This is a genomic window from Mesorhizobium sp. L-8-10 (assembly GCF_016756635.1).
Lineage (GTDB): Bacteria > Pseudomonadota > Alphaproteobacteria > Rhizobiales > Rhizobiaceae.
This window is the reverse complement of record NZ_AP023263.1, coordinates 5054549-5068324: the sequence shown is the minus strand read 5'-3', so window position 1 is coordinate 5068324 and position 13776 is coordinate 5054549. Positions and strand designations below refer to the sequence as shown.

The following is a 13776-nucleotide window of genomic DNA, read 5'->3' as shown; positions in this document are numbered from 1 at the left end:
CAAGGTTCCTTTCCTTCTGGCCGCCACTGCGGGCAGAAGGGGTTTACCTCAGCCTGACGTATCGATAAAATATGCTATCGCTATCATATGACCATAAAATCCTTATGTTAGATCTACGTGCGATCACCTACTTCGTCGCCACCTATGAAGAGGGCAGCATCACCGCCGCCTCCACGCGTTGCCATATCGCGCAACCGTCGATCACAAATGCGTTGCAGTCGCTGGAGGGCAGGCTCGGATGCCGCCTGTTCGAACGTAACCGCCGTGGCTGCACGCCCACGCCGGAAGGCGAGCGTCTTTATCGCCGCAGTGTTGATCTGCTCGCGCATGCCCGGGCTATCGAGCGTGAGATCAACTCGGCCAATGACCACACGATTCTGAAACTCCATCTGCAGCCGGACATTATTCTTGCCGCAGTCCGTCCGTTGCTCGACTTCCTATGTCGGCGTCGTCCCGGCTTGCGTATCTCGTTTTGCGCAAGCGAGGGTGAGGCGGACATGTCGATTGTCGCGATCGGAGTTGGACAATCGCGTAGAGGCTTCAACGAGTTGTGGCGCGAAGACTACGTCCTCGCTGTACCAGCGTCGCACCCATTGCGGTTCAGCAAGGAGATCGGATTGGACGCGTTTGACGGCCTGGATCTGATCGACCGACCGCATTGCATACGCTATCGGTGGTTTCGGGATAGTCTCACGGCCGCGGGAGCAGAACCGGCGATCGTCGCGCAGGCAAATTCGGAAGAAACGGTTCTCGCGTTGCTTCAAATGGGATTGGGCGCGGCAATTCTGCCCGAACGCCATCTGCCCACCAACATTGCGGATATGGCCGTAATTCGCTTCGCGCCTGAGATAGCCCAGTTTCGAATTGTCGGCGTCGTTTTCAATGGCAAGACAGTGTCCAACATCCTCCGCTTGACCGTCGAGGAACTCAGGGCTTCAGTTGTCTGAAGCCAGGCCGTGTGGACGGATCAAGCCAAGATGAAGCCGGCGGTGAGAGCGACCAGGGATGCGAAGTCTCGCTTCGTCTTCTCGCAGCGTTGGGCGTGGCGCTTGAAGCGCTTGAGTTTGCAGACAGGCGTGCTCGGCTTCTCCACCTTCTCGCTCGACACCATCGGCCTCCGGGAGCGCGGACAAGGGCTGATGGCGGCGATTTACGCGGCCGCGTCGCTCGCCCTTTCGCTCCTCGGTCTCGTCGCCGGCCTCATGCTCGTTCGCTCGCTCACCCAGGGGCACGCCGCATGAGCAAGCCCGGTATCATTTCGCAGCCTCGCTCGAAGGCTCTCCCCGCCGTTCTCTCAGGCCAAGACGGGCTATTTTCTCGTTGAGGGTGCGGTGGGGAATCCCGAGGCTTGCCGCCGCCTTGGCCGTATTGCCGTCGCTGTCCTCGATCGCCCGGCGGATCAGGTCGCCTTCGAAGTCGGCCAACTGCTCGGGCAGGGTCAGGGGATCGTCGGTCGGCTGGGCTTCCCCGCTTGATATGGCCCCATCAAGCCCCAGGGCGAAGCGCTCGGCGCGCGCCTTGAGCTCCCGGATGTTGCCGCGCCATTCCTCCTGCCGCAGCCTCGCCACGAGATCGGCGGACATACTTCGCTCGGCGCGACCATAGCGATGGGCGGCGAGCGAGGCGAAGTGACCGAAGAGCAGGCCGATATCGTCCTTGCGCTGCCTAAGCGGCGGAATGCGCACATCGACGGTCGCAAGCCGGTAGAACAGATCCTCGCGGAACCGTCCCGCGGCGATTTCGCCAGATAGGTCGCTCTTGGCCGCGGCGACGACGCGCACATCGACCGGCCGCAGGCGGTTTTCACCGAGCCGCTCGATCACGCGTTCCTGCAGCACACGCAGGATTTTCGCCTGCAGTCCCAGGGGCATCGACTCGATCTCGTCGAGGAAGATGGTTCCGCCGTCGGCATGCTCAAACTTGCCCTGCCGGTCGGAGAGCGCGCCGGTGAAGGCGCCTTTCGCATGGCCGAAGACCTCACTCTCGAAGATGCTCTCCGGCAAGGCGGCACAGTTGATCGCGACGAAAGGTCCGGCATGGCGGCGGCCTTGCCGATGCAGGGCCTGCGCGACGAGTTCCTTGCCGGAGCCGGTCTCGCCGATGACCAGGACGTCGATGTCGAGATCCGCCAGCATCTCCACGCGGCTGCGAAGATCGCGCATGGCCGGGCTGTCGCCGATGATCTCCGAGCCGCCGCTCCCCTCATGGACCAGGCCCTGAAGGCGGGCGATCTCCTGCTTCATCCGGCGCTTCTCGACAGCCTTGTCGAGCAGCGAAAGCAGATGCTCGGCATCATAGGGCTTCTCGATGAAGTCCTCCGCTCCCCGTTTCATCGCCTTGACCGCCAGCGTAACGTCGCCGTGGCCTGTCATCAGGATGACCGGCACATCGCTGCGGATCTTGATGATGGAGTTCAGAAGCGTCATGCCGTCTATGCCCGGCATGCGGATGTCGCTCACCACGACATCCGGCTCGTCGCGCATCAGTTGCTGATAGGCTTCTTCGGGCCGATGGAAGGCGGACACGGCAAACCCGCTGACCTCCAGCCAGTTGGTTGCCGCCTTCAGGAGATCGCGGTCGTCGTCGACAAGGAGAATATGTCCGCGGCTCATTGTGCTGCCTCGAGTGGACGTGCGGAGCGTTTGCCCACCGGCATGGAAACCGTGGCCATCGTACCGCCGCCAGGAGCCTCCGCAAAGGTTATCTCGCCGCCGAATTCCTGCACGATGGCAGTCGCGATGGAAAGGCCGAGGCCGAGCCCCTCGCCCGTCAGCTTGGTGGTGAAGAACGGTTCGGCGACACGATCACGGTGTTCCGGTGCGATGCCGGTCCCGTTGTCGATCACCGTGACGTTCACTCGCCCGGCCTCCGTGGTCCGCCGGACGGTGACCGAAGGTGCCTGCCTGCCCTCGACCGCATCGAGCGCATTCAAGATCAGGTTGAGCATCACCTGCTCGAGCTTCACTGCGACGGCAACGACGACCGGTGCTATCCCCGGCGTATCGATGGTCGGCACGACGCCGAGGGTCTTGGCCCGGGGCGCGGCGAGATCGAGCGCGTTGCGGATAACGACGTCGATATCGACCGCTTCGAGATCGGACGCCCCCTTCCGGCCGAAGGTCTTCAGGTGCTTGACAGTTCGCTGCATGCGCTTGACCAGGGCTCGCGCGTCGAGGAGCATCGCGCCGACCTTTCCCGCCTCCTCCTTCTCGGCCAGCACGCCGGCCGTCGCCAGCGTCGCCTCAAGCGCCGCGAGCGGCTGACTAACCTCATGCACGATTGCTGTCGACATCCTCCCGAGGGCCGCCATCTTCTCCGAATGGATGAGCCCTTCCTGTGCGCGGCGAAGCTCGTCCTCCGTCCGCTTGCGCATGTCGATCTCGCGGGCGAGGTCCCGCGTGCGCTCGGCGACCTTCCGCTCCAGGATGTCGCCCTGGCGCAGCCGCATCCGGATGATGAGCGCGCGCTGATGGAGGAAGTATAGCGTGCTGGTCGAAACGAGGCCGGCGATCAGCGCCGCAAGCGCCCAGAAGCCGGCGATCTTGCCGATGTCCCCCGTGCTCGTTGCCACCAGCACCAGCCAACCGTCCGGCTCGACCACGGAGAACTTCGCCAGGAGTTGATGCCCGCCCTCCTCCACCTGAATCGCCGGTGCGTCCGCTTCGCCCGCAGGCTGGATGACGCCCGAAGGCAGGATCGGTTTCGTCGCGGCGAGATTGGCGCCCTCGTAAGTTCGCTCCTTCGAGAGCCGTTCGACGGCCTCGCCGGAAAGCGCTGTCAGCGGCCGGTATTTCCAATCCGGGTTGCCGGAGAGAAAGACGATACCCCAACGGTCGGCAATCGCCGTCTGGACGCCCGCGGCCTCCCAGGTCAATTCGAGCGGCAGCAGATCAGCCTTGACGACGGCGATGATCGGCGGATGACCGGATACGTCTATCCGCGAGGTGAGAAAATAGCCGGGCTTCCCGGTTGTGACGCCGATCGCGTAGTAGCGCCCCTCTCCCGTGCGAAGCGCGTCCTGGAAATAGGGGCGGAAGCCGTAGTCGTGACCGACGAAACTTTCGCTCGTCGCGAAATTGCTCGCGGCAAGCGCGATGCCGCGGTCGTCGAGGACGTAGAGCTCGGCTGCGCCGGCCTGTTTCACCACGGTCCGGAGATAACGGTTCGCGGCCTCAAGAACGGCCGGGCTGCGTTCGCCTTCGGCAAGAGCGCGTATGCGGGCATCCTCGCCGAGAATCAGAGGCAGATAACGGAAGCGCTCGATCTCGGTCTCGATTGCCCTATTCGTCAGGACGAGGCTTCGCTGAAGCTGCCCCTCCAGGGCGCCGATTGCCGCGACGCTTGCGAGGTGGTAGGCGACGAATGGCGCAATGCTGGTCACGACCAGCATCAGGACCGTCATCCTGCCGATGTTGCGCGCCATTGTCGGGCCGACTTGCCTTGGAATTGTCCGTTGCATCGAATGTAGCGCCTCCTGTCTGAAGGGAGAACACGAGACGCGCAAGATCCTTACGGCCGTTGCCTGTCACAGTGCTGCAGGACGACCGGCTGCTGTTCCCGCCCTCCGAGCTCACGGCATTCATCGGCATCGCAGAGCGTCCAGCCGGAGGCGGTTGCGCCAGAGGCTGCAAGGACCAGCTCGGGAAGCGGCGGAAGACGCGGGGTCCAGACCTACCAGTCGCCCTCGCGGCAGGCGTCTTCGCCAGGCTCCATGCCCGCACCCGAACCTTGGACGCGCGCCTCCTCAAGGACAAAGCCCTGTGACGTGGAAACCCAACGCTCCTGCCACCGGCTCTTCTCGACCCAATGCGTCCAGGCGAGCGTGAAGACGGCGGCGGCAAAGGCGACAGCCTTGCCGCCGGCAACAATGCAGACCAAGGCGGTCACGCGGCTTCCGGCACCGGCTTGCCGCTCCCCGAGCGCGCCCGGCGCCAGATCAGCAATGCGAACAGGGCCGCAAGCGCGAAGCCGATCTCGTCCGTCAAGGGCAGTGCCGCCAATAGAGTGAAGGCGGCCGCGGCGGCGAGCACCCGCTCGACAACCGAGAGCCGGACAGCGACGAAGCCGATCACCGCCGCCCCCCACAGACCGATGGCAAGACCTGTCTTGACGACAATGTAGGCGACGGCGGCCGGATAGCCGACGGCCGCAGCCATGGAGCCGCCGTCCTGGAGCATGAGTGCCGGTGAATAGACGGCCATGAAGGGGATGACGAAGCCGGCCGCCGCCACTTTGATCGCCTGGATCGAGATCCTGAGCCCGCTTTCGCGGGCGATCGGCGCAGCGGCGAAACAGGCGAGCGCCACCGGCGGCGTCAGGTCCGCGAGAATGCCGAAGTAGAACACGAACATGTGGCTCACGATGAGCGGTACGCCGAGCTCCAGAAGGGCGGGTCCGGCGATCGACGACGTGATGATGTAGTTGGGAATTGTCGGGATGCCCATGCCGAGGACGAGGCAGGTCACCATCGTCAGGAGCAGCGACAGGAAGAGGCTTTTGCCGCCGACGGAGACGATGAACTGGCCAAAGGTGTTGGCAGCACCCGTCAACGTCATCGTGCCGATGATCACGCCGACGAGGGCGCAGGCAATCGCCACCGGCAAGGCCGTCTTGGCGCCTTCGGCAAGCGCGTCCCGGCAGATCATGAGGGTTGCACGGCCGCCCTTCGAGAGCGCGTTGACGCCGATCAGGAGCGCCAGTGCGCCGATGACCACGCCGATGCCGAAGCGGAAGAAGGAAGCCGCCACCAGGCCGAGGCCGATCCAGAAGATGACCCGGATGACGCCGCCCGGAAGACCGAGCGCGACCGAACTGCCGAGAATGAGCAGGGTCGTGAAGGCAAGCCCGACCGTGCCCGCGAAAAGCGGCGTATAGCCCGAGAACAGGAGCCAGACGAGCGCCGCCAGGGGAAGGACCAGGTACCATTGTTCGGCGATCGCCGCCCTTGCCGAGGGCAGCTCGCCCTTGGGCAGACCGAGCAGCCCGCGCTTGCCGGCTTCCAGATGCACCATCCAGAAGGCGGAAGCGAAATAGAGCACGGCCGGGATGATCGCCGCCTTGACGATCTCGTGGTATTCGACGCCAAGCGTTTCGGCCATGATGAAGGCGACGGCGCCCATCACCGGCGGCATGATCTGCCCGCCCATGGAGGCCGTGGCCTCGACGCCGCCCGCAAAGGCCGGCCGGTAGCCGAACCGTTTCATCAGCGGAATCGTGAACTGGCCGGTGGTGACGACATTCGCCACGCCGGATCCCGAGATGGTGCCCATGAGGCCGGAGGAGATGATCGCCACCTTGGCCGCGCCGCCGCGTCGGTTGCCGACGAAGCTCAGAGAGACATCGTTGAAGAGCCGGATCATGCCGGCCTTCTCCAGGAAGGCGCCGAAGAGGATGAAGAGGAAGATATAGGTCGACGACACGAAGGTCGGGATGCCGTAGATGCCCTCGGTCCCGTAGGCCATGTGATCGATCACCTGGGCGAAGCCATAGCCGCGATGATCGAGCGGCGCCGGCAGGTATTCGCCGAACAGGCAATAGGCGAGGAACAGGCCGGAAATGATCGGCAGCGCCGGTCCCATGATCGCCCAGGCGGCGGCGAAGACGACGCCGATAGCGACGACGCCGACGGCGATGTCGCGCGGCAGGGGATCGCCCGCACGCATGAGCAGGGCCGTATAGTCATAACACTGGTAGAAGGCGACCGCCGCTCCGAGCAAGGCAAGCGCCCAGGCAAAGGTCTTCGCAAGCCCGCCCCGCCCGGCGAGCGCCGCCAGCAAGGGAAACACAAGCACCGTGACGAAGCCGACGTGAACCACACGCACGAGCTGACTCGGCAGGTCGACCAAGTGCGCGGCGGTGGCGATCTGGAAAATGGAGAAGGCAAGCGCGATCGCAAACAGGATCCGGCCATCCCAGGTCTTCGGAAAAGCCTGGGTCAGCGCGTCGTGCCCATGCAGCGCCGCGCCGGCGGACTGGTTCTGGTCTTTGGTATTGTCGAGCATGGATTCCTCCCGAAAATCCGAGCTGCGGGCGGCGTCGCTGAACGCAGACGCCGCCCATCGCGGTTAGCGCAGGCCTTTTTCCTTGTAGAAGCGTTCCGCGCCGGGATGGAGCGGAACGGGCATGCCCGAAAGCGCATCCTCGATGCGGATATTCGCCGCGGCCTTGTGGGCAGCCTCCAGAGCCGGCAGGTTCTCGAAGAGCTGCTTGGTCATCTGATAGGCCGTTTCATCCGAAACGTCGGAATGGGTGATGAGGAAGTTGACGACCGCCACCGTCTTCACGTCGCTGTCCTGCCCCTGGTAGGTGCCCGCCGGCACGGTCGCGGCGACATAGGGCGCGCCGAGCTTGACGGCGATCTCATCGGGGATCGTGACCATCTGCACCTCGACCGAGGTTGCGAGATCCTTGAAAGACGAAACGCCGAGGCCGGCCGACTGCAGTGTCGCGTCGAGCTGCCGGTTCTTCATCAGTTCGACCGACTCGGCAAAGGGCAGGTATTCGATCTTGCCGAGATCGTCGTAGCTCATGCCGGCGACGGCGAAGATGGCGCGCGCGTTCAGTTCGGTGCCGGACTTCGGCGCGCCGACGGAAAGGCTCTTGTCCTTGAAGTCGGCGAGAGTCGTGATGCCGGATTCCTTCGACGCCATGATCTGGATGTAGTTCGGATAGATGGCGGCAATGCCGCGCAGCTTATCGAGCGGCGCCCGGAAGCCGGCTTCCGTGTTGCCGTCCCAGGCGAGCTTGACGGAGTCGCCGAGCGCGAAGGCGAGTTCGCCCCGCCCCTGCTGCAACAGGTTGAGATTCTCGACCGAAGCCTTCGTCGCCTGAACCTGCGTGCGTGCACCCTCGATCTTCTCGCCGTAGATCTTGGAAAGAGCGACGCCGAGCGGGTAGTAGACGCCCGACGTGCCGCCTGTCAGGATGTTGATGAACTCGTCCGCCCTCGCCGATGCCGCGGAAAGGACGATGGACGTGCTGGCGATTGCCGCGATGGCGGCGCGTTTCAATATGTGATTCACAGAGATTCCTCCCATTCATGCATGATCGACGCGGCCTTCCTTCCGGAACGGATTCGCGTGATGCCCACCCAGCAAGAGACGGGCCAACTCTAAGTGATTGTTTTCAAATGAACGGAGGGAAAGCTGCGCATGACGGTCGGCGGAATCTTGCCGATCGTCCGGCCGTCTTCGGCAAAAACTCGCCCGGCACGTCCCCTTTTACCGGATCACCGAGCCGGTCGCGGGCCGGTCGGCAACACTGCCCCGTGGGACGCGGCGACCCCACCGCCGGCAAGGCTCCGGCGAAAGGCGCTTGGAGACAGGCCGAGCCTCTGGCGAAACGCGGTGGCGAGATGCGCGTGCGAGGAAAAGCCGGTCGCAAAGGCGACGGCGCTCAGATCTTCGGCGCAGGCGGCGATCAGCGCGCGGGCCAGCCGTCGGTCGACGATATAGGCATGAGGGGGCGGGCTAGGCGCTGCGGGATCGACAGCAGCATGTGCACATGGTCGCGATTGATGGACCCGGCATGAATGACCACCCCGTGCGCGCCGTCTCGCGCAGAAGCGCCCGGCACCGGTTGCCCACCTCCAAGCGCCGCGTAGCGATACTTCGTCACCCAGCCAGCTGATATTTGCAGTCCCAGACCGTGTGGTCGCCGTGCTTGTACGCTTCCATCCGGCCAATCTACAACGGAAACGGCACCATCCCAGCCGCCTAAAGGCGTGGGGTTTCCTGATCCCCTATCGGGGACTGTGAATGCTCCACCGCCTGGAAGGCGGTGGCTTCAGGTTACGGCTTAAAGCCGGATCGGCCCGCCCTGCGGCGGGCAGGCGCGCACTCACGTCACGTTGAAATTGTCGTCGGGCTCGGGTGGCGTCCGGTTCTTGATGTACTCCACCCACATCTCGTCGGTCACGTTGCCGCTCGTCGCGGCCCAATAGCCCCTGGCCCACAGGTGTTGGCCCCAATAGCGCTTGCGTAATATCCCGAACTCACTCAGCAGCTTATGCGAACTGCGCCCTTTCAGGTGCTGCACCGCACGCGATACCGACAGGCTCGGCGGGACCGACACCAGCATATGCACGTGGTCGCGATTGACCGACCCGGCATGAATGACCATCTCGTGTGCCCGCGCCGTCTCGCGCAACAGTTCCCGGCACCGGTTGCCAACGTCGCCGCCAAGCACCGCGTAGCGCTACTTCGTCACCCACACCAGATGATATTTACAGTCCCAGACCGTGTGGCCGCCGCGCTTGTACGCTTCCATCCGGACAATCTACACCGGAAGTGTCGCCATCCCAGCCGCCTAAAGGCGTGGGGTTTCCTGATCCCCTATCGGGGACTCTAAAAAAACGACGGCCAGCCGTGCACCCGGAATGACCCTTCACTGCTTGAGGTCGCAAGCAACAGATCCGGTTTGAACCGGAAATCACAGAAGGCCTTTGGCGGCTAATGTTGTTCTGGTCGCGTCGTTGAGATCGTAATCTCTCATCTGCTCCGGCCGCACCCAGGCATGGTCCTCGAACTCGTCGTTCAGACGGACATCGCGGTTGCCGGCCTGGCAGTCGAAGATGAGGTAGACCATATAGATCTCCTCCATCGATCCATCCGCATAGGTCTTCTTCCGGATGTCGTCCCTGAACGTCCAAGGGACGACCTTCTCTATTCGAAGCCCCTCGCCCAGCTCTTCGCGGATTTCGCGAAACAGGGCCGCCTCGACTGTCTCGCCCGGTTCGAGGCCGCCACCAGAAAGCGCCCATTGTCCTGGAAATACGCCCCGGTCGCGCGGCATCTTGCACAGGAGGTAGGCGCCCTCGTTCTGAATGAGCGGGCACACGATGACCCTCTGTCTCAATGTTCTTGTCCTTCTGACGGCCCGCTTCCCCGCGACACGAAGGCAGGACGGGATTACTGCCGCAGATCCTGGATGCCGAGTTCCTCCCACATCCATTCGAAACTGTATGTCGCCATGGGGTCGGAAGGATCGGGTCGTCTGGCGTTCTGGTTCTCGAGATATTTGAGCCAGTCGGCAACCTGCCTGCGGCCGCTTGGCGTCTTCACGGCCTGACAAGGATCGGGTCGTCTGGCGTTCTGGTTCTCGAGATATTTGAGCCAGTCGGCAACCTGCCTGCGGCCGCTTGGCGTCTTCACGGCCTGACGGGGCGTCTTGTTGCCCAGCATTTCGACAGGCTCATCGAGCGTTTCGCGATAGTGCCGGTCCAGGAACTGGTGGACGACATCTTCTTCGATCTCAGGCGGAATGGCGGGTGTTTTTGGTTGCGGATTGCCGATGGGCCTCTCCGCCATCATCTGCGCGACGGTTCGAATCTCCGTGAGCGGAGTGCGGACGAGATCTCCGAGAGCCTCCCGGACGATGGCCGTCCCTTTGGCAGCTCGCGCCGACGAATTGGTGGACAGATGCAGCGAGCGGTCCTTCAACTCCAGATAACCCAGGACACACAGACCGCTGTCCATCGCGGTGTCGAGACGCACTCCTTCACCGAGCCTTGTTTCGGTCTGACTTGCTGGTTCGTCCTCCAGCCAATTCCAGAAATTCGCATTCTCCCTCGACAATGCCGGTATGGCATCCAGCCGACCAGCCACGTCCTTCTGCGTCACGCCGGCAGCGAACGGAAAGCGGACGTCGTGAAACTCGATTTCGTCGCCGTCCGAATTTTCAACGGTAGGGTCGGTCAGGACGCGATCGAGTGTGTCCGTCAGCCATGTGAGGGAGAACATCGATGCGGTTGCCCGCAGGTCCTCATCCTCTATGACGGGCAGCTTCTTGCTGTTCCTTTTGCCGAACGCGCGACGCAAGCTGTCCAACAGAATCTCGGTGGCCGTAGGCGTGAAATGCAACAGACCTCCGGCAAGAACGTTCTTCCCCATGACGGGTACGATCCTGGCCGCGAGCTTGTCCCATTGTTTCAAGGATTTGGTTGCCGATCTCTCGCTGACGGCGATCCGCTCGCCGCCTCGAATGAGGTCGCGTGCCATGAAAGATTGCCCCGGAACCACGTCGCTGACTTCGTAAAGGCTCATGACCGAAGAGCGGAGCGATTTCATATAGGCCTTCGATTGCGCGCTTTCCTTCCAGCCGCGGCGCTTCAGATATTCATCGACGATATTAACTCCGGCAACGTCGAAATCCTGGGTGAGGAAATCTTCGAAGGCGCATCCCCAGATCGCCGCGGCCCAGTCCTCGCCAAGGATTTCCGCGAGATCCTCGGCGTCGATCTCACTGACGTCAAGAACCGGCCCGAGATGCTCGTCCAGTATCTCGTCGAAGCATTCGCTCCATTCCTCGCGGCGGAGGAATTTCATCAATCCATCGAGATCATGGCTGGTGGACATGGCGTTTCCCCAGGTTCTGGCGGTTCTCGGCGAGGATGCGCGCAACGGTCGCTTCGACGGCGCTTCGTATTGTGGTCATTTCCGCGCCGGACAGACAAGACGCTCCCGGAGATTTTCGTGCGTTTCTTTGCGCCGAGCTTTCCACGGCGATCCATGAACGGAGCTTGTCCGGGAAAGCCCGCGAAAGAAGCGGGCGCTTCCCGAGTGGTCAAGACGAAGACTACCGCCCCATCGGTGATGATGCGTAGACGTGACCGGTCCGTCTCACCCGGGGACGACCTACGTTTCCCGAGGAAGCTGTCAGCCGACGGCCGCGAGGTCGGCGACAGTCGCCCCCGCGGCAGCCAGCAGTGCCCTGGGCTCGGCGGCGAACACCGCATCATGGGCGCCCGCCGCGGCCCATACGCGGTCGAAGCCCAGCAGCGTCTCGTCGGCAAAGGCGGGGATCGCGATCAGATGACCGATCGGCGAGACCCCGCCGATGGCGAAGCCCGTCACGTCGCGGATATGGCGCGGATCGCCGCGCTTGAGCGGCTCGCCGGCGAGCGAGCCAGCCTTGGCGATATCGAGCTGCCGCGCGCCTGAAACGAGGAAGAGATAGAGCTTGCCGCTCTGCTCTCCCTGGAAAACCAGCGACTTGACGATCTGCGCGACAGTCGAGCCGCATAGGGCGGCTGCTTCTTCCGCTGTCCGGGTCGAGGCGCCCATACGGCGGATCTCGATGTCCAGGCCGGCGTCGCGCGCGGCCTCGCTCACACGCTCGACGCTGCTCGATATCGCCTGTTTCCGGTGCCCGCCGTCATTTCCGTCATTCATAAGGCAGCTCCAAAACCATGCCGTCATAGGCCGGCTCGACATGGTCGGGCGTATCCGAGCGCACCGTTTCGTAGTCGAGCGGTATATGCATATGCGTGAGCACGGCCTTCTTCGGGTCGAGACGGTCGATCCATTCCAGCGATTCGGCAAGGGACAGATGGCTCGGATGCGGCCGGTATTGCAGCGCATCGATAACCAGCAGGTCGAGGCCCTTCAGCCGTTCGGCCGTGGTCGGGGGAAAATTGCTGACATCGGGGCAGTAAGCCAGGCCGCCGACGCGAAAACCCAGCGAGATGATATCGCCATGGATCTGCGGCAACGGCTCCAGCACGAGCGCGCCGCCGGCGCCTGCGATCACCACCGGTTCGTCATGGTCGATCGGATTGGCGCGCAGGATCGGCGGATAGGCGCTGCCGGCCGGTGTCTCGAAGCAATAACCGAAAGCCTCGAACAGGCGATGCGAGGTCGGCCCGTCGGCATAGACGTCCATCAGCCGGCGCTGTTCGAGCACATAGCCCCGCAGGTCGTCGATGCCGTGGATATGGTCGGCATGGGCGTGCGTGTAGACGGCAGCGTCGAGGTTCCTGACACCCGCCATCAGCATCTGCTCGCGGAAATCGGGACCGGTGTCGATGACGATGCGCGTCACGCCTCCCGACGCCGAAACGCGTTCGAGCAGCGCAGACGCCCGTGTGCGACGGTTCCTGGGGTTGGCCGGATCGCACCGCCCCCAGTCGCCCGTGATGCGCGGCGTCCCCGGCGACGAGCCGCAGCCGAGGATGGTGAGGCGGAGGCGGTCGGCGACCACGTTCAGGCGCCTTGTTCCGCAGGGCGCGGCATCTTGTTGAACAGGCGGAAGAAATTGTCGGTGGTGAGACGGGCGATCTCGCCGCTGTCGACGCCGATCGTGTCGGCGAGAACGCCGGCCGTGTGGGCGACGAAGGCCGGCTCGTTGCGCTTCCCCCGGAAAGGCATGGGCGCCAGGTAGGGAGCGTCCGTCTCGACCAGCAGCCGGTCGCGCGGCACGGTCTTCGCCACGGCCCGCAGTTCCTCCGACTTGCGGAAGGTCAGGATGCCGGAGAAGGACACATAGCCGCCGAGCCTCACGCCGGCTTCTGCGAGCTTCCGGCCGGACGAGAAGCAGTGCAGCACGAAGGGAAACGCCCCCTTCCCCGTCTCCTGCTCCAGGATCGCGATCATGTCGTCGTCGGCATCGCGCGAATGGATGACGAGCGGCAGCCCGGTCTCCCTTGCCGCCGCGATGTGCACACGCAGCCCCTTGGCCTGCGCATCGCGCGGCGCACGATCGTAGAAATAGTCGAGGCCGGCCTCGCCGATCGCCACGACCTTCGGATGCTCAGCAAGGCGGATCAGTTCGTCGGTGGTAACGTCGGCCTCCTCGCCGGCATTGTGCGGATGCGTGCCGACGGAGCAATAGACCGGCTCATGTTGTTCGGCGATCGCGCGGATCGCCGGAAAGCGCCGCACCCTCGTCGAAATGGTGACCATGCGGCCCACACCCGCCTCGGCAGCGCGCGCGATGATGGCGTCGCGCTCGCTGTCGAAATCGGGGAAGTCGAGGTGGCAATGACTGTCGACGAGCATG

12 protein-coding genes and 2 pseudogenes are annotated in these 13776 nt (G+C 63.7%); 2 read left to right on the top strand and 12 right to left on the bottom strand.

All coding sequences use genetic code 11. The annotated features are described in order from the left end of the window. The first annotated feature begins 104 nt into the window (after nucleotides 1-104). The gene (locus JN280_RS23455; RefSeq protein ID WP_202305767.1) at nucleotides 105-947 is read left to right on the top strand and encodes a LysR family transcriptional regulator; all 843 of its coding nucleotides are present in this window, start codon (nucleotides 105-107) and stop codon (nucleotides 945-947) included. A 9-nt stretch (nucleotides 948-956) separates the two neighbouring features. Beyond that, a complete protein-coding gene (locus JN280_RS23450; protein WP_342216116.1) occupies nucleotides 957-1241 on the top strand; it encodes a FluC/FEX family fluoride channel in 285 nt (94 codons plus the stop codon). Between the two features lie 12 nt (nucleotides 1242-1253). On the opposite strand, the gene JN280_RS23445 is transcribed toward JN280_RS23450, so the two are convergent. The 12 genes and pseudogenes from JN280_RS23445 to JN280_RS23390 form a co-directional block, all read right to left on the bottom strand. Then, nucleotides 1254-2612: a sigma-54-dependent transcriptional regulator gene (locus tag JN280_RS23445; RefSeq protein ID WP_202305766.1), complete on the bottom strand. Its 1359-nt coding sequence runs from the start codon at nucleotides 2610-2612 to the stop codon at nucleotides 1254-1256. Further along, nucleotides 2609-4459, bottom strand: coding sequence for an ATP-binding protein (locus tag JN280_RS23440; RefSeq protein WP_202305765.1), 1851 nt, complete (start codon nucleotides 4457-4459; stop codon nucleotides 2609-2611). Before JN280_RS23440 ends, JN280_RS23445 begins: the two co-directional genes overlap by 4 nt. Before the next feature lie 50 nt (nucleotides 4460-4509). Continuing rightward, a pseudogene (locus JN280_RS23435) lies at nucleotides 4510-4887 on the bottom strand (DUF1850 domain-containing protein). Further along, nucleotides 4884-7001, bottom strand: coding sequence for a TRAP transporter permease (locus JN280_RS23430; RefSeq protein WP_202305764.1), 2118 nt, complete (start codon nucleotides 6999-7001; stop codon nucleotides 4884-4886). Before JN280_RS23430 ends, JN280_RS23435 begins: the two are co-directional and overlap by 4 nt. A gap of 63 nt (nucleotides 7002-7064) precedes the next feature. Beyond that, nucleotides 7065-8009 carry a TAXI family TRAP transporter solute-binding subunit gene (locus tag JN280_RS23425; protein WP_202314998.1) on the bottom strand — a complete coding sequence of 315 codons (945 nt, stop codon included), beginning with the start codon at nucleotides 8007-8009 and terminating at the stop codon, nucleotides 7065-7067. Nucleotides 8010-8227: 218 nt separating this feature from the next. Continuing rightward, on the bottom strand, nucleotides 8228-8683 hold the full coding sequence (locus tag JN280_RS40340) for a helix-turn-helix domain-containing protein (RefSeq protein ID WP_202305763.1): 456 nt from the start codon (nucleotides 8681-8683) through the stop codon (nucleotides 8228-8230). Nucleotides 8684-8838: 155 nt separating this feature from the next. Then, nucleotides 8839-9267: pseudogene (tnpA, locus tag JN280_RS23415) on the bottom strand (IS200/IS605 family transposase). 162 nt (nucleotides 9268-9429) lie between these two features. After that, nucleotides 9430-9855 carry a nucleoside triphosphatase NudI gene (nudI, locus tag JN280_RS23410; RefSeq protein WP_244741962.1) on the bottom strand — a complete coding sequence of 142 codons (426 nt, stop codon included), beginning with the start codon at nucleotides 9853-9855 and terminating at the stop codon, nucleotides 9430-9432. A gap of 53 nt (nucleotides 9856-9908) precedes the next feature. Further along, a complete protein-coding gene (locus JN280_RS23405) occupies nucleotides 9909-11354 on the bottom strand; it encodes a hypothetical protein (RefSeq protein ID WP_202305760.1) in 1446 nt (481 codons plus the stop codon). Nucleotides 11355-11654: 300 nt separating this feature from the next. After that, the gene (locus JN280_RS23400; protein WP_244741957.1) at nucleotides 11655-12170 is read right to left on the bottom strand and encodes a YbaK/EbsC family protein; all 516 of its coding nucleotides are present in this window, start codon (nucleotides 12168-12170) and stop codon (nucleotides 11655-11657) included. Next, nucleotides 12163-12978 carry an MBL fold metallo-hydrolase gene (locus JN280_RS23395; RefSeq protein ID WP_202305758.1) on the bottom strand — a complete coding sequence of 272 codons (816 nt, stop codon included), beginning with the start codon at nucleotides 12976-12978 and terminating at the stop codon, nucleotides 12163-12165. Before JN280_RS23395 ends, JN280_RS23400 begins: the two co-directional genes overlap by 8 nt. Before the next feature lie 2 nt (nucleotides 12979-12980). Continuing rightward, complete coding sequence (locus tag JN280_RS23390; protein WP_202305757.1) at nucleotides 12981-13775, bottom strand: TatD family hydrolase; 795 nt, start codon at nucleotides 13773-13775, stop codon at nucleotides 12981-12983. Nucleotide 13776: the final 1 nt, after the last annotated feature.

What these genes read in the sequence shown, in the direction of transcription:
- JN280_RS23455 (WP_202305767.1), top strand. Translation starts at nt 105, where the DNA reads ATGTTAGATCTACGTGCGATCACCTACTTCGTCGCCACCTATGAAGAG.
- JN280_RS23445 (WP_202305766.1), bottom strand. Translation starts at nt 2,612, where the DNA reads ATGAGCCGCGGACATATTCTCCTTGTCGACGACGACCGCGATCTCCTG.
- JN280_RS23440 (WP_202305765.1), bottom strand. Translation starts at nt 4,459, where the DNA reads ATGCAACGGACAATTCCAAGGCAAGTCGGCCCGACAATGGCGCGCAAC.
- JN280_RS23430 (WP_202305764.1), bottom strand. Translation starts at nt 7,001, where the DNA reads ATGCTCGACAATACCAAAGACCAGAACCAGTCCGCCGGCGCGGCGCTG.
- JN280_RS23405 (WP_202305760.1), bottom strand. Translation starts at nt 11,354, where the DNA reads ATGTCCACCAGCCATGATCTCGATGGATTGATGAAATTCCTCCGCCGC.
- JN280_RS23400 (WP_244741957.1), bottom strand. Translation starts at nt 12,170, where the DNA reads ATGAATGACGGAAATGACGGCGGGCACCGGAAACAGGCGATATCGAGC.
- JN280_RS23390 (WP_202305757.1), bottom strand. Translation starts at nt 13,775, where the DNA reads ATGCTCGTCGACAGTCATTGCCACCTCGACTTCCCCGATTTCGACAGC.